General features: G+C 53.4%; 12 protein-coding genes. 10 read left to right on the forward strand and 2 right to left on the reverse strand.

Features of this window, described 5'->3' with window-relative positions:
• Nucleotides 1–37: 37 nt before the first annotated feature.
• From CDH48_RS08575 to CDH48_RS08590, 4 genes are all read left to right on the forward strand, one after another.
• Complete coding sequence (locus CDH48_RS08575) at nt 38–2149, forward strand: AAA family ATPase (RefSeq protein ID WP_100688319.1); 2112 nt, start codon at nt 38–40, stop codon at nt 2147–2149.
• Nucleotides 2150–2167: 18 nt separating this feature from the next.
• Nucleotides 2168–3121, forward strand: coding sequence for an opioid growth factor receptor-related protein (locus tag CDH48_RS08580; protein ID WP_198515484.1), 954 nt, complete (start codon nt 2168–2170; stop codon nt 3119–3121).
• A gap of 70 nt (nt 3122–3191) precedes the next feature.
• A complete protein-coding gene (locus CDH48_RS08585) occupies nt 3192–3611 on the forward strand; it encodes a hypothetical protein (RefSeq protein WP_100688320.1) in 420 nt (139 codons plus the stop codon).
• A gap of 41 nt (nt 3612–3652) precedes the next feature.
• Nucleotides 3653–4093 (forward strand): hypothetical protein, encoded by a 441-nt coding sequence (locus CDH48_RS08590; RefSeq protein WP_100688321.1) that lies wholly within the window; start codon nt 3653–3655, stop codon nt 4091–4093.
• Nucleotides 4094–4116: 23 nt separating this feature from the next.
• Here CDH48_RS08590 and CDH48_RS08595 read toward each other — a convergent pair whose 3' ends face one another.
• Both CDH48_RS08595 and CDH48_RS08600 read right to left on the reverse strand, forming a co-directional pair.
• Entirely contained in the window at nt 4117–5043 is a 927-nt protein-coding gene (locus CDH48_RS08595) for a 5'-nucleotidase (RefSeq protein ID WP_100688322.1), read from the reverse strand.
• 53 nt (nt 5044–5096) lie between these two features.
• Nucleotides 5097–5438 (reverse strand): hypothetical protein, encoded by a 342-nt coding sequence (locus CDH48_RS08600; RefSeq protein WP_100688323.1) that lies wholly within the window; start codon nt 5436–5438, stop codon nt 5097–5099.
• A gap of 107 nt (nt 5439–5545) precedes the next feature.
• On the opposite strand from CDH48_RS08600, the gene CDH48_RS08605 reads away from it, so the two are divergent.
• The 6 genes from CDH48_RS08605 (at nt 5546) to CDH48_RS08630 (ending at nt 21765) form a co-directional block, all read left to right on the forward strand.
• Complete coding sequence (locus tag CDH48_RS08605) at nt 5546–5803, forward strand: hypothetical protein (RefSeq protein WP_100688324.1); 258 nt, start codon at nt 5546–5548, stop codon at nt 5801–5803.
• Nucleotides 5800–6447: a hypothetical protein gene (locus tag CDH48_RS08610; RefSeq protein ID WP_100688325.1), complete on the forward strand. Its 648-nt coding sequence runs from the start codon at nt 5800–5802 to the stop codon at nt 6445–6447. Before CDH48_RS08605 ends, CDH48_RS08610 begins: the two co-directional genes overlap by 4 nt.
• 20 nt (nt 6448–6467) lie before the next feature.
• A complete protein-coding gene (locus CDH48_RS08615) occupies nt 6468–7430 on the forward strand; it encodes a metallophosphoesterase (RefSeq protein WP_100688326.1) in 963 nt (320 codons plus the stop codon).
• Nucleotides 7431–7526: 96 nt separating this feature from the next.
• The gene (gene drmD / locus CDH48_RS08620) at nt 7527–10778 is read left to right on the forward strand and encodes a DISARM system SNF2-like helicase DrmD (RefSeq protein WP_198515485.1); all 3252 of its coding nucleotides are present in this window, start codon (nt 7527–7529) and stop codon (nt 10776–10778) included.
• On the forward strand, nt 10775–15820 hold the full coding sequence (locus CDH48_RS08625) for an Eco57I restriction-modification methylase domain-containing protein (RefSeq protein ID WP_188437719.1): 5046 nt from the start codon (nt 10775–10777) through the stop codon (nt 15818–15820). The genes drmD and CDH48_RS08625 overlap by 4 nt, the downstream gene beginning before the upstream one ends.
• The gene (locus CDH48_RS08630) at nt 15820–21765 is read left to right on the forward strand and encodes a DEAD/DEAH box helicase (RefSeq protein ID WP_100688327.1); all 5946 of its coding nucleotides are present in this window, start codon (nt 15820–15822) and stop codon (nt 21763–21765) included. Before CDH48_RS08625 ends, CDH48_RS08630 begins: the two co-directional genes overlap by 1 nt.
• The last annotated feature ends 33 nt before the right edge of the window (nt 21766–21798 follow it).

The raw sequence follows: 21798 nt of genomic DNA on the forward strand, positions 1-21798 counted from the left end.
CCGGCAAAATACTCTAAGATTACCCGGAGGCCTGCCAATGCTGTTATGGAAAGAGCTCATCAATGAAGCCCACGAGCAAGACTACCTTTCGTCGTCATCCAAAGACGATCTGAAGCTGCTGCAAATCTATCTCTGCCGGCTGTTCCTTATCACCGGATATAAAAAGGAATTCCGTCTCGTTGGCATGGACGAGCCCGACGCTTTTCTCGGGCTGAAGCTGCCATCTGAAGTTGATGGTGAGATCAGTGCTCCTGTATTCCTTGAGGCAGTGCGCAGACGCGAAAAGCAGCTCACCCGGAGCCTTAGAGGCAAGCCGGAACTCTCTTTTGAACCCCTGCTGGCCAACCTTGCGAGGTTGCTTAAAGCCGATGTGGTTGAAATTAAGCTGCTGATTTTTGCCATTTTGTTGCTGAAGCACCCGAAGGCCAAAGACGTCATGCGGGATCTGGAAATTAATGAATATGGTAATTCGATAAGTGCCCTGGCCAGGGCGATGCGAGAATCCGCACGGACGATTGCAGCAGCGCTGGATCAGGATGCCATGCTGTGTCAGATCCGCCTGTTGGAGGAGCCAAACCAGAACAGCGATATTTGGGACATCGTGGAGGCCGGGCCGCTCCTGAGTCAGCTGGTGGTGGCCACCTCCGAGCAATGCGAGGCGGGTGAGACGGGAGACATCGAACAGATGCTGTTCAAACACATCTGTCCGCCAGGGCCTGCGGCTCTGCATTCCATTGCAGACTTTCGGGGCGTCCCTGATCTTCAGTTGATGCTGGATTACCTGCAGGAGGCTCTGAACAGCAAGTCTCGTGGTAAAAACATTCTGCTCTACGGAAAGCCCGGCACCGGGAAGACCCAGTTGGCCAGGGCTATGGCAGAAAAGCTGGGTGCGCCACTTTATGAAGTGCCCACCAAAGACAGTAACTCGGGCGCTATGACCGGTCGAGTTCGCCTCGATGCTGCGAAAATGGCGCAGATGTTCCTTGAAGATCGTCTCGGTGCCGTTCTGCTGTTTGATGAAATGGAGGATGCCTTCCGAAAATCGGCCGAGCTTGCTAAAGGCTGGTTTAACCAGATGTTGGAGGATAATCGGGCGCCAGTAATCTGGATCAGCAACGACATAAGCGCCGTTGATCCTGCTTTTCTGAGGAGGTTCGGCTTCATCGTCGAGATCGAGGGCACCGGCAGTGACCGCGAAGCCCAAAAGCTTGAGCAGACACTCTCCAGCCTACCGGTTACGCCTGGCTGGGTATCTGAAGCAGCAAGTAAATCTTGGATGACGCCAGCTCTGGCAGCGAATCTGGCCGAGGTAGGTCGGTATCTACCACCACGCCAGATTGTCCGAAACCAACAGCGATTGGAGACCATGGCACGGCAGCGGCTCGGCGTTATGGGAGAGAGAAAGCCCGGGCGTGTGCTGCCAAAACCAAAGAAAAGGGACTTCCCGGAATTCCGTGCGGAGTGGATAAACACCCAACCGACACTCAGGAATGTGGAGCGCTTCGTCCGCGCGGAGGGACTCGCAAGAATCTGCCTATATGGCCCACCTGGTGCTGGTAAAACCGCTTATGCCCAAGTGCTCGCCGAGCGCCTGGGTAAGCCCTTCATGCTGCAGTCTGGCAGTGACTTGCTGGGCATGTATGTGGGACAGACAGAGAAGAACATCGCAGAGATGTTCGACAAAGCAGAGCGCGCCGGTGCAGTGCTGTTGCTGGACGAAGCGGATACATTTCTCTACAGCCGCAACATGGCTCAACGCAGCTGGGAGATCAGCGCCATTAACGAATTCATGGTGCGCTTAGAACGATTCGACGGCGTTTTTCTGGCGACAACGAATCGATTCGATAGCTTTGACAAAGCGATACTGCGCCGGCTTCAGATGAAAGTGGAATTCGGCTATCTCACTGTGGACCAAGTTAAGGCCATTCTGGCGGAATGCGTGTTCGACAAAGCATTGGCGAGTAGCCTCACCCAAAGCCAACTTGATCACCTGAACCATCTAACACCCGGCATCATAAGGGCTGCAGTCGAGAGCCTGGAGCTGAGAGGATTCAGGCCTCGAACAGAGAAATTGTTGTCAGCACTCGCAAAAGAGCAAGAAGCGCAAATCGAAGGTGTGGTCGGGCGTTCTATAGGCTTTATTCAGTAATTGAGGTGAGAGGGCTTTATGGCGAAGCGCATTATGTCCTGGAGGACCGGCTGTGTTTATCCGGTTCCTGACGGCTATGTAGATGATAGCGGACAGCTTGTTCTGAATCGTCAGTCAATCCGTGAACTTTCACCGGAGCTCATGATACTGATGTCTGGTGATGTCGTAGCAACCGCTTTGCCAGAATGTCCGGCCGCTGTTATCTATGGGCATGCTCGCTGGGATAACGTGCGGAAACAACTTGAGGCGTTGCCAAATATGGAGCCCGAAGGCCGATGGATACAGCGGGTTATGCTGGGCAATCTGCATCCTTTGGATGGATCAAATGAATTAAAGCTTTCCCAACCAGTAACCGCCCATCTCTTACCAAAAGGGGCTAGGCCTAATTTTTGTGTGGTCGTCTTCGATTCTAACAGTGCAGAGATATGGTCGTACGACCAGATTGTCGAAATTGTTGGCAAGCCCGAGCCAGAGGAGAGCGCTCTTATCAAGTTCTTCCGCGGTGATGGAACGGACCATGCGGGCAGAACGCTCGAAGATATTCTTGCGCTTGATGATTTCTGGTTGGAGCACACGCACGATTACCTCCAGTGGCTTTTCCCGATCCCCGAGCCCAGCCAGTACAACGCACGAGTACCTGTGCTTACCAGAGAAGATATAGCGTGGTTTCGAACCGATAGACATCTTCGTACCCAACAGATACGAGCGCTGGATCGAATGTTGGCATTCTATGGACTTGAGCGGGGAGATGAGGAGATTGTGGCCTTGCCCGGCCTGAACATGAAAACCCATATCTGGCTGAAACCTGGGGGCCATAACCATTTGCGAATCACTAGAATCATTCGTAGCCTCCAGCATTGCTCCCAGCCAGAGTTGGCACTCAGGCTTCAGTCGGCTGTTATTGCATTAGGCAAAAGCGTGGGTCAGGTCAGAGATCAGAGCATCGGCTACTGGCAGAGAGCGACGGACTAAGAATTCAAGCGGACGCGCGCATTATCGAAAATGACCGGCACGGCTATTGCGTGACGGGAATTTAAGCAGCATGATTGAAAAAAAATACAGTGTCGTTTCCAGTCAGGTGGAATTTCCTGAAGGCGTTGTACTGAAAAATTCAACCGGCCTCCTTTTTGACCGATCAATGCTGGGGGGGCTTTGTCCAGAAGTTGCTCGGGCCGTTTCGGGTGACCTGGTCGCGACAGTTTTTCCTGACAGGCGTTGCGTTAGCTTGTTTAGCGAAAGCCGTTGGAATGAACTTCGTCAAATTCTAAAAAAGGTGCCTCACAATACATTAGAACAAAGAACGTTGAGAAGGCTTGCCTTGGGCTTTGAGACATATATTCCGAGGTCAGAGCCGATGGTCTTGACTGTGACTTTGCAAAGCTATGCTGGCCTTACAGGCAATGATCTTTTAGTTGTCCACAGCTCCGATTGCATGGAGTTCTGGGCGAAAGATAAATTATAGATCGGCATCCTTATTAATACTGTTACGAAATAATATAAAATATGACGTTAACAAAAAAGGTCGAATGGGTTCCTGAGTTTTTTTCTGAAAACGTTGATCGCATTGAAAAAATACTACCTGCTGGGGGCTGCCGTGAGTTATGGCTTCAAGGGGAGATTTTTCTTTTCCTAGGCGGTGATGGCCTTGTTACCAATTCAACCGAGAGAAAATATGACCTATATAAAAAAAATAGCTTTGTAATGGAGGTCAAGTTGCTAGGTGGTAACTACCAAAGAAAGGTACTTAATTCGCTTAGGCAGGATTTCGAGAAAGTATCGCTGCACGAGGGCAATGAGCAAAAGTATATTTTGCTAGTATTAGATAATAGGTTCCCGGAATCCAAGCTATATGATGAACTGTTCAACTATCAGAATAGTTTAGCAAAACAAATTTATTATCGCGATTTTGGTCCTTTTTGCGTATTGCTTTGGAGAGTGATTTAGCCGTCCATATGCGGTGGGACCATTCAAGACGCGTTCGCCACTCCAAACGGAATATGCACCATCGGCACATTCCCGGCATCAGATTGCAGGTGGCTGCGCTGGTCGTCGAAAAACATGTGCGGTTTGAGGATACTTAGAATCCGATCTTTCTTCATGCCGCCCAGGAAAAACACCTCGTTTGCATCCACACCCCAGTGCTCCAGCGTGGTAACGACTCGCTCATGAGCCGGCGCACTGCGGGCGGTCACGATGGCTGTGCGCAGAATGCGCCGGTAGGAAGCATCCGCTTTCTGTGCCTCATCTTCCAACTTCTGCAATAAGGATAGCTTTCGGAACAGATCAGCCAGTGGGCCGGGACTGTGGGGAATGCCTGCTCTAGACGATTCATGTTTGTGGAAAGCCTCCAGCTCTCCGCCTTTATAAACACGCTCTGAGGCGTCATCCGCAATGACGCCGTCGAAATCGAATGCAATTCTCAGCTCCCAGTCGTCATTGTCATCCACCACCTGTGATGGCAGCACGGTACCGGCGGGATATTCGTAGTCGATGGCTTTCAGAACATCCTGCTCGTTGGAAGAGAGGAACAGTGAGGCATTGAAAGCCGGAATATAAGGGTAGGGCGACTTGCCTTCCAGAAACGCCGCCCTGGAAATATCCAATCCATGGTGCTCAATCGACCGAAATACCCGCTTGCCCGTAATGGAGGAGTTGCGTGACAGCAGGACCACTTCCACGGGCGAAGTATCGGGAAAACGCTTGTTGATATTGAGGAACCGACGCACGAACGGAAACGCCACGCCTTTTGCCAAGGGGACGTCTAGATGTTCCTCCTGGTAGTCACGGTAAGCGATCGCGCCTTGTTCCTGGAAAACCTTGTCGGACTCGGAGAGGTCAAACAGGGCGCTTGAAGCAACGGCAATCACCAGCTTGTCTTCGATGGGGTACGGCATTAACGATCCTTTTGAGACAATGACCTCAGATGCGGGCGTAAAGTTGATAGGTATTACTTCAATCGGCGAATAGCCTCGGCATGGGCTACATCCCAACTACTATTGTCGGTTGGCATTCCATTATCACCCAACGGCGACACTCCCAACTCTTTTCGGCGTGCGTTCACCTTCGCTGTGTATTCGTCGCTCATCGGATTGATCCCGCGGCGCCGGTCCTTGGCGTCAGCGATCGAGTCCATCATGAAATCATATTCCTCCGGGAACAACTCAGAGTGGATTTGCTCTGCGAGGGACTTAATTCGCCGCCTCCGTTCAAATTCCTCAAGCTCTTCCGGCGACATACTTTCATAGGCCTCTCGGAGCTTTTTCGCTTCTTCCTTCTTCGCTCTGTTCATAACAATCGCTCTTTATTCGTGTAGATTCAAAGATAATACGACATAGAAGCGACATTCCCTGTCGCGCCGGTCGATGATAATAAATACACAGGGACAGGAGGATCAGCATGAATTCCAGGCACAGCGTACAACAAATCTCCCAGGCTCTATTCGAAACCGACCCCATGAACACCTGCTGCAAAGAGAACGATTGCTTCGATGAATACGACGGTGTTGCCGGAGACATCGTTACGCGGATTGGCGAAGGCGAAAGCCTGAAGCGGGCACTGATGACAGAAATGTCTGAATGGTTTTTCGATGGGGAACACTTTGACCAGAGCCGGCTTCAACCTGTTCTTGAGAGGTTGGGTAAGGAGGAGAAATGATCGACAACTTCAAAACAGATCTGGTGTTGCGTGTCGCGGCCATGCCGAGGGAGGAAATTCTGAAGGCAATGGGCTACAAGAGACCAACTTCCGCCAACCTAGAGCGCTTGCAGTCGGTTCTGGATGATCCGGATTTCGGTCTGAACAATAGCGGTTTCGATTTCAAGTACTCCAGTGAAGGCTTTCTTCGTGCGCTGTGTGTTGTCGTCGGCATGGATATGGCCTCTTCGGAGCAGCGCATTTTCCGGCTCAATAAATGCCTGGAGGAAGAGCGAGAGGCCTTCAAACCCTATATATGGGTGGATACTGGATTCAAGCGTCAAAGCCAGCCAATCTTCGCCCTGGCTGTCTGTGAACATCAGCGGTACCTGGACTTTCCGAAAGGCTTCTGGCGGCTCTCTATCGACCGGCAACTGGGCCGCGCCCAGTGTCGTGTCCGCGAACATGTCTATGAAACCGGTGGGGAGCTTGGAATCTGGGGGCATATCAAGCAGTATTGGTTTTACTACAAAAAGGACGCAGCCTATCTATTGGCCTTGAATGGCGAGGTGATTGGCAAGCACGAAGGGCCTATGCCCAACCAGGCAATTGGAACTAGAGAGTTGAATATTTTTTCTCTGACAACCCGAGAAGCCCAGCAGTAATGCCTAAGGAAGCGGTAACGATGTACGACCTGATTGGTGATATCCACGGCCACGCCACCGAGCTCAAAGCCTTGCTTGCCAAAATGGATTACCAGGAAGTCGATGGTTTATGGCAACACCCCAAGCGCAAAGTGATCTTTCTGGGAGATTTTGTTGACCGCGGTCCTGAGCAGGTCGAAACCGTCACCATTGCGCGGAAGATGGTCGAGAACGGCCAGGCCCTGGCCGTTATGGGTAACCACGAATTCAATGCCGTAGCCTGGGCTACGGAAGACCCGCAGAATCCCGGTGATTACTTGCGTCCACACACGGACAAAAATCGAGGCCAGCACCAGGCTTTCCTGGAACAGGTGGGCGAGGGTGGTGAACAACATCGAAGTATCATCGAGTGGTTCAAAACCTTGCCGGTGTATCTGGATTTGCCGGACTTCCGTGTAGTTCATGCCTGCTGGCATAGGGAACAGCTAGACGCAATTGACAAGTACACCGACTCAGAGAACCGCCTGCTGCCCGAGGCTTGGGAACAGACGAGCCGGAAAGGCTCTGAAGCCTATGATGCTATTGAAACGCTCCTCAAAGGGTTGGAAATTCGGTTACCTCATGGACATTATTTTCACGATAAAGATGGAAATCCCAGATACGATATCCGGACTCGATGGTGGGAAAGCGAACGACTCACTTACCGCGATCTCGCTATGGTACCTGCATCAGAGATCGGCAAGATTCCCCATACTCCAATCGAAGCCGATGTTTTGCCTGGCTATGACGGGTCAAAGCCGGTTTTCGTAGGCCACTACTGGATGTCTGGGGCACCTGCGCCATTGAGTGAACATGTGGCTTGCCTTGACTATAGCGTTGCGGGAGAGAACGGAGGAAAGCTATGCGCCTATCGCCATCAAGGCGAATCTACGCTCAATCGCAATAACTTTGTTTGGGTGGAACGATGGTGTTCAGTCCCTGGCGCATTGTTCACAAGCGCCTAATTCGCTGACTTAATAGCCTATTCCAGTTAGTATTCAGCGATCTTCCTTAATCAGAGGGAAGTGTTGAATTTCAAAAGAAAAACGGAGTGAAAACGGATGGCCCCATCCATACCCAGAGTCGGAATGCTCGCAACGGTCCGCAATAGGCGTGGTGTGATCTCGCAAGTTGAGCCTTTTGAAGAGCCAAGAACGTCAAGCCTGTTGCACCTGGTAACCGTAGAGTTTGGGGATGGAGAGGGCGACTCCGAGGAAACCATCCTGTGGGAGAGAGAGCAGGGGCCCGCAGTTCTGCAGCCAAACGCACTGCCACGGGTAGATGTTGACGCCCCGATGAAGCAGGAAGAGTTCTTGGCCCTGCAACGGGCGACTCGATGGAGTTCGCTGACTCCGTTCCTGTCAGCTAAAGATCCCCAGAAACGCTCCGAGCCTGTGCCCACTGCACCGGTCTACGGTGCAGTCAGCGCTGATGATTTCCAACTGGTTCCCTTGGCCCGCGCGATGCGCATGCCCCGTGTATCGTTGCTATTGGCCGATGATGTGGGCCTTGGTAAAACCATTGAGGCTGGTCTTATTCTGGCGGAGCTGATCAGGAAGCGCCGGATCCGGCGTGTATTGATCATTACTCCAGCATCGCTGAGGACCCAGTGGCAGCAGGAGATGGAGGACAAGTTCTCACTGGATTTCGATATCGTCGATAAAGCCTCTACCCACAAGCTCCAGAAAGAGCGGGGGCTGGACACTAACCCTTGGCGAGTCCTTCCTCGCATTATCACCTCTTATCACTACCTCAAGCAGCCGGATGTGCTGGAGCAGTTTATTGCGAACTGCCGCTCATCTCAGGAGCGTGGCGGAGCCCAGCTACCCTGGGACTTGCTCATTGTGGATGAGGCCCACAACCTTATGCCGTCAAACTTTGGCGAGAACAGCGATCTGGCAAATATGCTCACGCTGATTTCGCCCTGGTTCGAACACCGTCTGTTCCTGACGGCAACGCCCCACAACGGCCACACACGATGTTTCTCAGGGCTGCTGGAGCAGTTGGATCCTGTGCGCTTTACCCAAACACCCAATTTCACGGAGAAAGAGCGACAGTTGATCAATCAGGTTCTGATCCGTCGTCTGAAGAGTGAAATTAACAAGCAGGACGAAGATACCGGCAAAGTTCCCCGGTTTGCCCAACGCCACCTCGAACCTTTACCGCTTTATATGCTCAGGGCAGAAAAGGATCTGGCGAAGGCTGTCCGTGATTTCTGTAACGCCTTGAAGGGGATGATTCGAACCGCGCCGGAAGCACGCACAGTATTGAACTTTGCCATCGAGATTCTTCGAAAACGCCTGCTCTCCAGCCCGGTAACATTTGCAGACAGCTGGCTGCGCTTCAAGGAAGGCCTGGAAGAAAAAGAAAAGATGGAAGCTGCAGAGGTTCTGGCAGCTCGCCGTGCCTCCGAGGAGGACATCGACGACGACCAGGAACGGGAGAGCCGCGGAAGACATGCAGCTCATGTTGTGGGTGGCTGGATGCACCCCTTCGTTGACAGTCTTGCCACTGAAATAGAAAAAGTCGACAGCGCTCTCACTGCGCTTGGCCTGGACGAGCAGCCCGTTGTTCATGCCGTCCCAAAATCGGACGCAAGGTTCGAGCGGCTGGCCGAGCTCATCAACAAAGAACTTCGCAACGCCAGCCAGTGGAAAGAGGATGAGCGGTTAATCATTTTCACGGAGTACAAAACCACATTGGACTACCTCGTAAACCGACTGAGGGCTGAGTACGGTGGCGAAGATGGTGCTGTAATAGAACTTTTCGGCGGCATGAACGACGAGGAGCGCGAAACGGTAAAAATTGCGTTCAATGATCCCTCGTCGCCCGTGAAGATCCTGGTCGCTACCGATGCCGCCTCTGAAGGTCTCAACCTTCAGCATACTGCACGGCTGTTGATGCATTATGAAATCCCCTGGAACCCGTCAAGACTTGAACAGCGTAACGGGCGGATTGACCGGCACGGTCAGGCCCGGGATGTCACCATCTTCCACTTTGCGAGTGACGATGACGCCGACTTGAACTTTGTTGCCCGAGTGATTGCCAAGGTGAACGACATTCGTGAAGACCTGGGCTCAGTCGGCGAACTGTTCGATGCTGCTTTCCAGCGCAGAATGATGGAGCTCAACGAAGACAACGAGGTGCTGGAAGACCTCGACCGGGAAATCGCGGGCCGTCGTGGCGCAACCGATGACGCCCGGGTTGTTACCGAAGAGCGGGGCGAGGAAGAGAAGCGTCAGCTTCAGGAACTCATGGCAGATCTGGATCTGACTCCGGAGACCCTGAAATCCACCCTGGAAATAGCCATGGGGCTGGGTAGTAGCCGTGAAGTCATGGAGGGCCCCGATACCAAGGGACGAATTCGCCTCAAACCACCCCTTCCTGTGCGCTGGCAGTCCATTGTCGACGATAATCTGCGTCTCCCCGGTCGAAAGGATGTTGCCGGGGCCATGCCCTGGATTGTGTTTGATAATGACTTCTTCATTAACTCGGTAAACGGTCGTCCGGTGTTTCGGCCCTCTCCCGACACTGTATTGCTGCATCTGGGGCATCCCCTGTTCCGCCATACCCTGAACGCGTTTGCCAGAATGCGTTTCCCGGGTAGCCAAACAGAAACCCGGCCCCCCAGCCGCTGGATTGTAACCAGGGGGCAAGTACCGGAAGGTGCCCAGGCCTTGGTGTTGTTGACCGTTGAGGAAATGGCGATCAACAACCTGCGTGAAACCTTCCATCATTGGACTAGGACTCTGGCCCTGCCAGTGGCCAATAATGAATTGGGGGCGCCTCTGGCTTACGAAGGGCCCCACCACGGGCCAACAATTGCCAGCCAGGATACCGGGCTGACCAGCGAGGCAAGAGACCTGTGGGACGAAGTGGAAGATGAAGTGAGAGCGTTTGTTAACACATACAACTCTGCCCTGACTGAAGCCCTCAAAGTAGAGCTGGGCACAGCGCTTGAAGAATCGTCCCAGCATGAGAAAGAAGCCTTTGAGCGCCGAATCAATGAAGTGGCTGCCCTACAGCGAAACCAGAGTATTGAAAAGCTGAAACGGGAGATTGAGGAAAAGCGGGCGGAGGCTCGCCAGTTTCACCTCCTGGAAGATGCCGACGAAATGGCCGAGCGGGAGCTCCGGGATCTTGAAGACGAGTTGAAGCGTCGTCAGGGCCACTTCGGCGATTTGTTGGAACGGTTGAAGTCTGAGAAACAGCGCATTATGGAGCAGGTTGTGCCCAAACGCTTCGCCTTGCATGGGGAGGCTCAGGTATTCCCGGTAACCATTGAAATCCGTTTGCCGGAGGTGGTCGCATGAAATTCTACAACGAAGGCTGGTCATCCCTGAAGCACGGTGGCCTTCTGATATCAGCCAATAAGCTCACCGAATATTTCCCGGAAAACCTGCCTGGGCTTAACCACTGGCAGGTAGAGCAATTGCGCCGCGCTGTAACTGCTTTTGATGGCACTAATGCCAGCCTGGGTGCGCTTCTGGATTACATGCTTCAGGATCTATCTGGCTTCCCAGCCGATCAGTGGCAGAAAGCCCAGGCTGTTGAAAGTCAGTGGAGTATCCGCAGCTTTACCGGTGCCCTTGTCAAACCCCGACGCATCTGGTGTGGGCCGAATGGCGAAGTTCTGCCTGTCTTTGTTCCGGAAGAGGGCGCTACCCGTCAATTTGGCGGCCGGCTCGGTGTAGGTCGGTCCAGAAAGCTCCTGAGTCGCGTAACAGAGTGGTTGCGTCGTCAACACCTTCCTTTTGCCCTGGTCACCAATGGGCGCCAATGGCGATTGGTTCATGCAGGCTCGGATTTTGAGTCGTGGTGCGAGTGGGATATTGAGTTCTGGTTCGAAGAAGGCGAGCCCTCGGCGCAGACGCTAGCCTGGCGCACGCTCATCAACCCGCAGAACTTTCTACGAGACGGTGGCCAGAGTGCTCGTCTTCATAAGGCGGTAAATGAATCTCGTAAGGGACAGGCCGAGCTGTCCGCGGTTCTTGGAGAACGGGTTCGCCAGTCGGTGGAGAACCTCATTTCCGCCTCACAAGCGACGATCGAAACGGCCAACCTTGATGAGACGGGTGTGGATTACAACCATCTCTACGTGGCTGGTTCGCGCATTATCATGCGGTGCATAGTGACGCTGTTTGCAGAGGCCCGGCAGCTTCTGCCAGTCGATAATACCATCTACCAGCAGGCATACAGCTTGGAAGGTCTGCGCCAGCAGCTGGATCGTCGGTCTGGTGGCCGCGGTAGTGACCGGCTCACACACGGCCGCAGTGCCTGGCCAAGGCTGATTGCCTTGTTCAACCTCATCTACCACGGGTCTGCGCATCAGGCGATTCCTGTACCTCACTATGGCGGAGCCCTCTTTGAGCCGGGCGATCCGGAAAGTGCTGACCCAATTTCAAAAGCCCTGGCCGTTCTGGAAAGCCAGGATAACCTGATCAGTGACCAGCAAGTGCTCACCCTCTTGCGATTGCTTACCCGGACCCGGGTGAAAATCCGTCAGGGAAATCGCAATACCTGGGTCGATGGACCGGTCAACTTCTCCGCACTATCTTCCGAGTACATCGGCATCTTGTACGAAGGGCTACTCGATTTTGAACTCAAGCGGGCCAAAACGGATGACCCGGTAATTTTCCTCGGCATCGGCAACCAGCCGGCCCTCGCACTCTCCCAGCTGGAACAGATGGACGACAAAACCATCAAAAAGTTGTTCGAAGAGCTGAAGAGGAAAAGCGCCTCGACCGGAGATGATGAAAGCGAAGAGGAGCCAGAAACAGAGGTTGAGGATGAACCTGAAACCGAGGATGAGAACGAAGATCTGGCTGACGAAGCAGAGCAGACAACCGATGTGGATGAGGAGCCAGCCCTGACCGAGGATCACCTCGAAAGAGCTCAGGAATGGCTGGAGAAAGCTGCAATCCTTGCCGGCGTGGTGAAAAAGCCCCGTGGCCGGGGTGGCAGACAAGGTGAAGGCTCCGACGAACTCAAGAAAGCCGCAAAGCAGCTCTGTGCCAAGATGATTGCTCCCGGGCAGTTCTACCTCGTGCGCTGGGGCGGCACCCGGAAAGGTGCGGGTACCTTCTACACTCGGCCGCAACTGGCAGCGCCCACCGTTCGCAGAACACTGCAACCCCTTGCCTACGAGGGTATAAGCTCGGCAATCAACTCAAGAACTGGCTTGGAGGAAGTAACGCACTGGGTGCCAAAACCACCCGAGGACATCCTTTCTCTTAAAGTTTGTGACCCAGCCATGGGTTCCGGTTCATTTCTGGTGGGTGCCCTCCGATATCTTACGGATGCGCTGGTTGAGTCTCTGTTCCATCACGAATATGTGAAACCAGCCGGGGAAGACAAAGAGGCTACGTTGGACGAAGAGCGGATATCCGCCTTGTTGAGCGATGAGCTGCTGAAGCTGAAACCTGGTCATGAAGGATTTGAAGAAGCCCTGCGCGCTCAGTTAAAGCGCCATGTGGTTGAACGGTGTCTCTACGGCGTGGATATTGACCCGCTGGCGGTGGAGCTGGGCCGGATGGCTTTATGGGTAGAGACCATGGACAGGGACCTGCCATTCGGGTTTCTGGATCACAAACTCAAGGCCGGCAATGCCCTGGTCGGTGCCTGGTTCGACACCTATCGTGAATACCCCGCGATGGCGTGGCAGCGGGAAGGCGGTGATAAGGATTACCAGAAAGGTAAGCCGGATAATCTGATCAACCACTACTATGTGAAGACCCACACTAGTGGCAAAAAGAAAGGTCAGCAGGAAACCAAAGGTGATGTCTTTACTGATGCGATTAAGGAACGCAGCAAGGCTGTGCCAGAGCAGCTAATCGCGATCATCAGTGGCCAGGTCGATATGGATGAACGACTACCGGCCGCCGATGTCCATGACGAGCTCCTGAAGGTGTTCCGAAAACTGCACCGTCTGCCGGTGCATGAAAGTGACAAGCGGGCAGAACTTTATCGCGAACAGATTCTGAAGAATCCCCACTACCATGAACTCAAAGCGCGAATGGATCTTTGGTGTGCGCTTTGGTTTTGGCCAGGTGAGTCCATTGACTCAGCCCCGCTGCCTCAGGATTTTCTTGCGCCGTCAACTGAGGCGCAATCTATTGCCCAACAGGTGGCCCAGATCAACCGCTTCTTCCATTGGGAGCTCGAATATCCGGACGTGTTCACGTCGAAAAAGTCGGGTTTTGACGCTGTACTTGGTAATCCTCCTTGGGAAACGATGCAACCTACGTCCAAAGAATTTTTTTCAAACTACGATCCACTCTACAGGGCGTATGGCAAGCAAGAGGCTTTGGCAAAACAGTTGGAGTATTTTCGAGCATCCCCAGAGCTAGAGCATACATGGATTGACTATGTTGCAGGCTTCAAGGCATTTGCCAATTGGATGAACAACGCAGGCGCTGCCTTTGGAGATAAGGTCACAGAAGATAATAAGGGTAAAAAGAAGCATGACCTGAATTTGGGTGGTGGCGGCCGGAACAGCTTTGATAACTCAGAGCAACTGCACAAACGCTGGCGCCAGCGCAGGAAAAAACACAAAGGTTTTGCTGATACATCTCACCCTTTTTCTCATCAAGGTTCTGGCAAGCCTTATCTGCAAAAAATGTTTCTGGAGCAAAGCTATGCAATTATGGGAGAGGCTGGTCGATTGGGGATGATCGTACCCAGCGGTCTTTACACCGATAAGGGAACAACAGACCTCAGAACCCTCTTCTTGGAACAGTGTGACTGGCAATGGTTGTTTGGATTTGAAAACCGGGAAAAGGTTTTTGATATCGATTCCAGATTCAAATTCTGTCCTATTGTAGTTCAAAAAGGGAAAGAAACCGCGGCAATTCGTGCTGCTTTCATGCATCGAAACGTGGATGACTGGGAGCAGGCGGAAAACTATGTGCTGGCTTATCCCCGTGATCGAGTACTGGAATTTTCCCCTTATTCAAAATCGATTTTGGAGATTCGCAGCGACAAGGATCTGGAGGTCCTCAAGAAGATTTATGCCAATGGCGTATTGCTGGGTGATCAGAGTGAAGGTGGCTGGGGAATAAAATACCAGCAGGGCGACTTTAATATGACCTCTGACTCCAAACTCTTCCCTGAGCGGCCCAAGTGGGAGGCAAAAGGATACCAGCCGGATGAGTACGGGCACTGGTTAAAAGGTTGTTGGGGAGACTACTCAGGCCCTACAAACATTTTGGATCGTGAACCCCATCTCGTTCTATCGCGTGATGGCTCCAAGGCAATTCGTGTCGGTGATATCGAAGATGTTGCATTGCCTTTATATGAAGGCAGGATGATTAATCAGTTCGACTTTAGTGAAAAAGGCTGGGTGAGTGGTAAGGGTCGTGGAGCTGTTTGGTCAAACATTGAATGGTCGAAAAAAGTTATTGACCCACAGTATTTGATAAGTCAACGACAGGCCCAAGCTGAAGGCTTCGCTTTTGCTGAAAGATTGGCGTTTATGGATATTTGTAGCGCCACCAACTCCAGAACATTCTACGGTTGTGTTATCCCACCATTTCCTACCGGGCATTCGGTGCCAATCTTGAACTCGTCCCAAAGTCCACACCTGCTCAGCGGGGCGATGAACAGTTTTGCCGTTGATCACGCTCTTCGGTTAAGGGTTGGAGGATTGCATCTAACTTGGAACTATCTTGAAGAGTCACCTTGTTTGCCTGTTCAAGATGACAAGCTCGCACGAGCAATTGTTCAATTTGTTAAGCAGCTCAATAACGCTAATGAGGTATTTGCTCGTTCTTGGGAGCCTTCTAGTGAGCGCTCATGGAGAATGTATTGGGCTTTGACGGAACATGAAAGGCTGCGATCCCGCGTTATTCTGGATGCCCTAGTATTTAAGGCCTTTGGCTTCACTGTTTCTGATGTAACTCATCTGCTAGGCGCATGTGATCACCCTGTGGGAACTATGGCGGCAATCCCTTTTCTCAATCCGAAAGGTTTTTGGCGTGTCGACAAGAGTCTACCTCCAGAGGTGCGTCACACAGTTCTATCCCAAGTTGCATTCCGGGATCTTGATGAGCTTGGATTGGATGACTTTATTTCGCAGAACGATGGCGAAGGTTGGTTAATCCCTGAATCACTCCGCCTAGCGGACTACGGCCTCGGCCACGACGACCGCGCTCAAGAACACCAACCTGTTGCATCCCGTCTCGGCCCTCGATTCCACGAATGGCAGCTGGAAGAAGATGTTGAGCGCTCCTGGGAGGAGTGCGCTGCTCATGCTGAGCTGATCCGCCAGATTGTGCCCGAGCCGGAATCGGTTGATGAGGTGGCTGAAGAGCCCGCCGAAAATAAAGTTGGAAGCACGCAAGGAGCTTTATTCTGATGTTGAACCCCATCACCTACACGGAACAGGTCGTCAGCGACTTCTTGCGCTATCAGCTCAGCACCTATGCCTTTGCCGATGACAAGCTCTACCAACAGATGCGGGAGCTGCTCAACCTGGAGCAAACCCGCAGCACCCCGCTGCTCAAAGGGCCTTACATTTCGTTGTCTCGCACCTTTCAGCAGGGCGAAACACTGGAGCAGTTGGTGAAGGAGGGCGTGCTACACCCCCATATTCGCCAGCTATCTCCCTATCCATCGGCATACCTCCACCAGGAAAAGGCGTTCCGTGCGATTCATGCCGGTAAACCCACACTCGTCTCCACGGGCACTGGTTCTGGCAAAACAGAAGCCTTTCTGATGCCCATCGTCTCTCGCTGCCTCCAACTGAGGGATGAAGGTGCCGAGGCTGGCGTAACGGCCGTTATCGTGTATCCCATGAACGCACTGGCAGAAGACCAGTTGCAAAGGATGCGCGAGTTATTAGCCGGTACCGGTGTCACCTTTGGTATGTATGTGGGCAAAACCCCTCAACAGGATTCGGATGTCAGTGGTGTTCGACTGCCGCCCGGTAGCTCTGCTGCGGATTATCAGAACAAACTGGACGAAGTCCGGGCCAAGAAGCAGGACATTGCAGTGCATCCGCCGGAGGAGCGAGTAAGCCGTGAGGCGATGCGCACTCAGGGAGAGCAGCCGCGGATTCTGCTGACCAACGTGAAACAGCTTGAGCTGCTGCTGACCCGCCAGCACGATCTTGAGTTGTTCGATAACGCCCGTTTGGAGTTCATGGTCTTCGATGAAGCGCACACTTTTACCGGTGCCAATGGTGCGGAGACGGCATGTTTGATTCGTCGCCTGCGCTCCTACTGCGGCAAGGATGAAAACAGTACCACTTGCGTTGCGACCTCAGCGACGATTGCCGACCCGATTCACGGCCAGGAAGCCGGGCGGGTATTTGCTAGCCGGTTCTTCGGCGTGGATGGAAGCTCGGTTGAATTGGTGGGTGAGACTTATGAGGCCGACATTTGGGGCGAGCCTCGTAAAGCTAGTGGACCCTTGGCGGGCGACCAGGCCGTCCAGCTTTCAAACTTGCTGGAGGTACTCGGTAGGGCCGATAGCCCGGATCCCTCAGAGGCTGACATACAGGCACTGCGGGTGTGGTTTCAGTCTGTCACTGGCAGCAGGCTTGCGGAAGGCAATTGGCGCGAAGCCTTGTATCAGTGGTTGAGCCATAACGAAGTGGTGTTCCAGATCGCAGAAGCCTTGCGTAAACCCCAGCGCCTAGTGGACTTGCTTCAAACACTCAGTGACACGCTGGGACGTCCGATCTCGGAGGAAGAGATTCTGATCTGGCTGGCACTGGGTGCCGCGTCCCGCAACGGCAGTCGTCCGTTATTGCGGCCAGTGGTTCATGGATTTGTGCGCGGCGTAGGCGGGGCCGTGGTGACATTCCCCGAACACAGCTCGGATGCGAAGCTATGGTTGTCCGCAGAGGATGCGCTGGACGACAACCCGGACATGGAGCGGTTCCCCATCTCTAGTTGCACCACCTGTGGCCAGCATTACTACGAGCATTCTCTGGAAGATTTCAATTTCACTAGCACGGCGCCAGGCGGTGGCACGGCTGAAGGCAATGCAAGGGTGTGGCGTGCAGTTGACCAGACGTTGGGTGGCGTTCGAGCGTTATCGCTGGATCATCAGGTAGGGTCGGAGGCTGACGAGGAGCCGGCGAAAACCGAAACCCTGTTCGTGTGCCGTTACTGTGGCACCACCCATGACCAGCAGCTGTCTGAATGTATTGGCTGTGGCCGGGACAAGGACTTCAAACCCTTGTTCTTCGTTCAGCAGAAAGAGGATAACCCTGGCAAGCTGACCCGTTGCGTATCCTGCGGCGCTCATGGCCGCCGATTTATCGGTACCTATCGGGAGCCGGCCCGCCCAGTTCGTGCAACGACGGTTTCGGATGTCCATGTTTTGGCCCAGAGCATGATTCACCGTGCCGAACGACGGCGCTTACTCGTGTTTGCCGATAATCGGCAGGATGCTGCCTTCCAGGCGGGCTGGATGCAGGATCGTTCACGCCGCTACCGTTTGCGGGAGCTGATCTACAAGCGCTTGAGAGACGGTGAGACTTCGGTAAGCGACCTAACCCTTTGGTTAGATCAGTTTCTGGATCAGGATGACGAGCTGTCCCGTGCATTGATTCCAGAGGTCTGGCGGGTAGAGCCTAAATCCCAGACCGGTGTCGCCCACAGCGAAGAGCGTAAATGGTTCCTGCGTGCGCAGGTACTTCGTGAGCTGGCGATGGGTGCGCGCCAGAGTACAGGCCTGGAACCCCTAGGCCGGGTGAAAGTGAAATACCATGGGCTGGATGAAGAGTTGCCCTTTGTACTCAAGTGGTCAAACCGGCTTGGCTGCAAGGCTGAGGAATTGGTGAATGGCATTGCTTCACTGATTGATAACGCCCGTTCGCGCCGGATGATTTACGACCCGATCACCAAGATTTATTCCAAGTTCTGGTTGGATGGCGAGAAAGAGGTCTTGCGGGGCTACCTCCCGTCCATGAAAGGTGTGCCTGCAGCACTGGTCTTCCAGCGTGATGGGCAGCATGAGAAGAACCGCATCAACCAGTGGTACAGCAATTATGGCAGTGTACCGCAGCAAGCTGCCCAAGCCTGGGGTGTGCCAGCGGATGAGGTTGAGGACTTTCTCGCGGGTGTTTGGGGCCTTCTGCTCGATGATCTGGAAATATTCCGAAGTGTGCAGCTCAAGGGAGCCCGCGGCAAGAACCTGCCTGGTTGCCATGGCAGTGTGCAGGTCAATGTCGACCAGTTGACCTTGTATCCTGCCAAAGGCATGTATCGTTGCCAGACCTGTCGACGCCTTCACGCTCGACCCAATCCGTCTAATACCTGTATGGGCTGGCGGTGTAACGGTCGGTTGGAGTTCGAACCAGAAAACAAAGACAACTACGATCTGCTGTTGCTGGACCAGGAATTTGCAATGTTGCGGGCCAAGGAACACTCCGCGCAGATTCCGGGGCCAGAACGGGAGCGTATTGAAAATGCTTTTAAAGGCGATAACGAGCGAATCAATACCCTGGTATGTACTCCAACACTGGAAATGGGGGTAAACATTGGTGCCCTCGATGCGGTCTTGATGCGCAATGTGCCGCCACTGCCTGCTAACTACTGGCAGCGAGCTGGCCGGGCAGGGCGCCAATTCAGAATGGCCTTGGATCTGACATACGCCCGTGCCACAAGCCATGACAGGGCTTACTTCAATGAGCCTCTGAAGTTACTTGAGGGCCAGGTAGAGCCGCCAAGCTTCAACCTGCGCAATCCGGTGATGGTTGCCAAACATGTGCATGCGACGGTTCTGACCACGTTATTCAAGCTGGTACGTGAAGGTGGCCTGTCTGCTGGCGATCATGAAGAGCTGAGTACGACACTCAGCAATTGCCTGCCGACCCAGATCAAACCATACCTGTTTAACGCCGATAACTCGGTTCGCTCACAGCCGATGTCGGTTGGGGACCTTGGCGAACAGATCAGGAAGCATCGCGAGGCCATTATGAAGGCGGTGACGGAATCTTTCCGTCAGGGGTGGCCTGATGCCGATATTGAAGTGGTGGAAGTGGATAAACTCGCCGAGATGGTTGATGGTTTGGAGGACCAGCTTCAACAGGTCGTTTTCCGCCTGTATAAGCGTTTGAAGTGGGCGCTGTCCCAGCTCGACCGTCTGAGGAAGGTGGCAGCAGAGAAAGGCTCGCTCGATGCGGACGACGAGGCGCTTAGGGGCCGCTGTGAGCGTATGGTCAAACGCCTGAAGGGCGATCTTCGCCGGTTCGGCAGCAAAGCTGAAGGCTTTGATGAAACCAACACCTACGGTGTGCTGGCGGCCGAAGGCTTCTTGCCAGGTTACGGACTGGATACGGGAGCGGTAACGCTCACCCATGTTGCACCTCGGTATGGCTCTGATATCACTGACTGGGACATCCGTCGTAATAGTGCGCTGGCGGTTCGTGAATACGTGCCTGGTAATCTGATTTATGCCAACGGTCATAAGTTCGTGCCACGCACTTTCCAACTGCTTCCTGAGGAGCCATTAACCTTCTCCGTAGATGTGGAAACAGAGTCTGTTGTAGAGACTGGTGGCTCTCGCAGGCAGGTAGAAGCCCAGCCTGAATCCATGGGCGCTACTCACATTCAGGGTATTTCGGTTTGCGATGTTGATGCCCCCCATAACTCCTACATTTCAGATGATGAGGAATACCGTTTCCAGATGCCGGTGGCCGTGTTCGCCCAGGATCAACGCCGGCATTCCGGAGGTTCAGCTTTTGAGTGGGGCAGCACGGTACTCCATCATAAGCATGGAATGTATATGCGCCTGGTCAACGTGGGTGCCTCTGGTCAGGTCAAATCCGGCGGGATGATCGGATACCCGATATGTCGGGTATGTGGCGCCAGCCGCTCTCCCATGAGCACTGAGGCAGAGCTGAAGAAATTTAATGAGATACATCTGGAACGCTGTGGGCACCCTGTCGAGCCATTGTCGTTTTACGCAGAGGTTATCGCCGATGCGTTGGTGCTGCCGGATTGCGCATCCAAAGAAGTGGCCTACAGCCTTCTGGAGTCACTGAGGCAGGGGGCTGCTGAAGTGCTGGATATGGAAATCTCAGACCTGCAGGTTCAAGTGATCGCCAAACCGGACTCGGACTTGGTAGATGGCATTTTGTATGATCCCATGCCTGGCGGTTCCGGTTTGTTGGAGCAACTCCTTGAGCATTGGCCGAGAATTGTAGCGTCTGCAAGAGCGCTCGTAGAAGAGTGCCCCAGCGCTTGTGAAACCTCTTGTGTGGACTGCTTACAGCATTTCCGGAACTCGTTCTATCACGACAGTCTCAATCGCCATACCGCGCTTGACTACTACAGGGCACAGGGCGAGGGCTTGAGGTTTACTCATGAAATACCGCCGGTTTTGCCGGATGACACCAAAGCTCAAGATCCGGGTAATGCGCCTGAGCAGCAATTGGTTGCTATGCTCAAGGCGGCGGGCCTTTCCGATTTTGAGACTGAAACACCCATCAAATTGTCCGGTGGTTTCGATACGCGCCCGGATGTTTACTTCCACGAGCCCAATGACCAGTTCGAGGGCGTGTGCGTGTACCTGGATGGCATGAGCCAGCATATCCACGGCAATGCTCAGACCGCTGCGAAAGATCATCAAATTCGGGAAGAGCTACGCAACACCGACTATGAAGTGATCGAGATTCAGTATCAGGAGCTATTCGATAAAACCGCCATGAGGGACCACATCCGGCGGATCGCCAGAGCCGTGGTTGGCAAGAAAAAGGCGAAGGAGATCATCGCCACGGATGACTGGTTTGATAATGCGGCTCCGGAGTCATCTGTTTCTTCATCTGGTAAAGAATCCCAGTCTCCCAAACTGAGGATCATCAGTGCGAACGATCCGGATTTCGCACCCTACGAAACCTCAGTCCCTCTCAGCTCACTCAAGTCCGCCGCTGGTTCGTTCAGCGACGATCAGGGAGGTTTTGCAACAGTCGGTACAGAATCTGACGAGTGGGTTTCGCTTCCCGGCAGGCACCTGGAAGAGGGAATGTTCGTTGCCCAGGTCGTTGGCGAGTCTATGGAACCTGAAATTCCGAGCGGGAGCTATTGTCTGTTCCGGCCGGTGCCAGCAGGCACGCGCCAGAACCGGAAGCTTCTGGTTTGGCACTCTGGAGTGACCGATCAGGAAACTGGTGGCCAGTACACGTTAAAGGTGTATTCAAGTGAAAAGGTACCAGCGGAAGACGGTGACTGGGTACATCAGCGTATTACTCTGAAACCGCTTAATCCGGCATATGAACCGATTGTTCTTGAGCCCAATGAGGAGGGCCAGGTCTTGGCGATTGCGGAGTTTGTGGAAGTGTTGGGTTAACGGGTTTTTCTATTTGGATGGCAAGGAAGCCTT

The organism is Marinobacter aromaticivorans (assembly GCF_002806975.1).
Taxonomy (GTDB): domain Bacteria; phylum Pseudomonadota; class Gammaproteobacteria; order Pseudomonadales; family Oleiphilaceae; genus Marinobacter; species Marinobacter aromaticivorans.

Coding starts and splice junctions, on each gene's coding strand:
- CDH48_RS08590 (WP_100688321.1), top strand. CDS start 3,653: ATGACGTTAACAAAAAAGGTCGAATGGGTTCCTGAGTTTTTTTCTGAA.
- CDH48_RS08600 (WP_100688323.1), bottom strand. CDS start 5,438: ATGAACAGAGCGAAGAAGGAAGAAGCGAAAAAGCTCCGAGAGGCCTAT.
- drmD (WP_198515485.1), top strand. CDS start 7,527: ATGGCCCCATCCATACCCAGAGTCGGAATGCTCGCAACGGTCCGCAAT.
- CDH48_RS08625 (WP_188437719.1), top strand. CDS start 10,775: ATGAAATTCTACAACGAAGGCTGGTCATCCCTGAAGCACGGTGGCCTT.
- CDH48_RS08575 (WP_100688319.1), top strand. CDS start 38: ATGCTGTTATGGAAAGAGCTCATCAATGAAGCCCACGAGCAAGACTAC.
- CDH48_RS08580 (WP_198515484.1), top strand. CDS start 2,168: ATGGCGAAGCGCATTATGTCCTGGAGGACCGGCTGTGTTTATCCGGTT.
- CDH48_RS08605 (WP_100688324.1), top strand. CDS start 5,546: ATGAATTCCAGGCACAGCGTACAACAAATCTCCCAGGCTCTATTCGAA.
- CDH48_RS08585 (WP_100688320.1), top strand. CDS start 3,192: ATGATTGAAAAAAAATACAGTGTCGTTTCCAGTCAGGTGGAATTTCCT.
- CDH48_RS08595 (WP_100688322.1), bottom strand. CDS start 5,043: ATGCCGTACCCCATCGAAGACAAGCTGGTGATTGCCGTTGCTTCAAGC.
- CDH48_RS08610 (WP_100688325.1), top strand. CDS start 5,800: ATGATCGACAACTTCAAAACAGATCTGGTGTTGCGTGTCGCGGCCATG.
- CDH48_RS08615 (WP_100688326.1), top strand. CDS start 6,468: ATGTACGACCTGATTGGTGATATCCACGGCCACGCCACCGAGCTCAAA.
- CDH48_RS08630 (WP_100688327.1), top strand. CDS start 15,820: ATGTTGAACCCCATCACCTACACGGAACAGGTCGTCAGCGACTTCTTG.